The organism is Streptomyces sp. C (assembly GCF_000158895.1).
Taxonomy (GTDB): domain Bacteria; phylum Actinomycetota; class Actinomycetes; order Streptomycetales; family Streptomycetaceae; genus Streptomyces; species Streptomyces racemochromogenes.
In genome coordinates, this window is the sequence record NZ_GG657750.1 from 6,981,238 (window position 1) to 6,982,262 (window position 1,025).

1 protein-coding gene and 1 pseudogene are annotated in these 1,025 nt (G+C 77.9%); one reads left to right on the top strand and one right to left on the bottom strand.

The window, feature by feature from the left end; genetic code table 11:
* Window positions 1–424 (top strand): annotated as a pseudogene (locus SSNG_RS31260) (pyridoxal-dependent decarboxylase); the annotation flags it as partial.
* A gap of 19 nt (window positions 425–443) precedes the next feature.
* On the opposite strand, the gene SSNG_RS31265 reads toward SSNG_RS31260, so the two are convergent.
* Window positions 444–1,025 (bottom strand): helicase associated domain-containing protein (locus SSNG_RS31265; protein ID WP_042804415.1); only part of this gene is annotated, 582 nt, incomplete at its 5' end.

Genomic DNA, 1,025 nt, shown 5'->3' on the forward strand with positions numbered 1-1,025 from the left:
CATCGCCCAGTACTACCTCTTCCTGCGCCTCGGCCGCGGCGGCTACCGGCGCGTCCAGCAGGCCTGCGCCGACACCGCCCGCTACCTGGCCGCCGAGATCGAGGGCATGGGCCCCTTCACCCTGCTCTACGACGGCCAGGGCGCCCTGCCCGCCGTCTCCTACACCCTCACCGACCCGGCCGCGACCGGCTTCAGCCTCTACGACCTCTCCGACCGGCTGCGGATGCGCGGCTGGCAGGTGCCCTCGTACCCGCTGCCCGCCGACCGGCAGGACACCGTCGTCCAGCGCGTGCTGATCCGGCACGGCGTGACCCGCGACCAGACCGCCCTGCTCGTCGACGACCTGCGCCGGGCCGTGGAACACCTCACCGCCACGCCCCAGGCCGCCCCCGCCACCGCACCCCGGTCCGGCTTCCACCACTGACCGGCGGACCGCCCCGCTCCTACGCCGATGCGGACGCGGGCGCGGACCAGCGCATCCCCAGCTCCGTCAGCGCGGCCACCCGCTCCGGGGCCAGCCCCGCCGCCCGGGAGCGCTGGTTCGCGATCCACGCGCCCAGCCGCAGCTCCCGCCCCCCGACCGGCTCCACGTGCGTGCGCGGCACCCGCAGGTGCCCCTCGCGGGCGTGGAACCGCCGGGCCGCCTCCAGGTGCTCCGCCCAGGCGGCGGCATGGCTCCGCCGCGGGGGCGGGCGCTCCGCCTCCGCGGCCGGCGACAGCCCCAGCCCGTGCTCCAGCAGCCACCGCTGCGCCCAGGCCAGCCGCTCCCACCCCAGCCGCTGGCCGCGCACCCACAGCCCCAGGTCCTCGCCCTGGACCACCACCGAGCCCGGCCCGAGCGGCACCGCACCGCCCGCGTCCAGATGGGCCCGGGTCAGCCGGAACGCCCGCTGCCAGCCGATGTCCCACGCCGGGCACCACGACGGGTCGATCTCCTCCAGGGCCTCCCGGCGCTCCTGCGGCAGCGCACCCGGCCCCTCCCGCCGGGCGGCGGCCCGGTTGTTCTTCATCCACACCCCGACCGG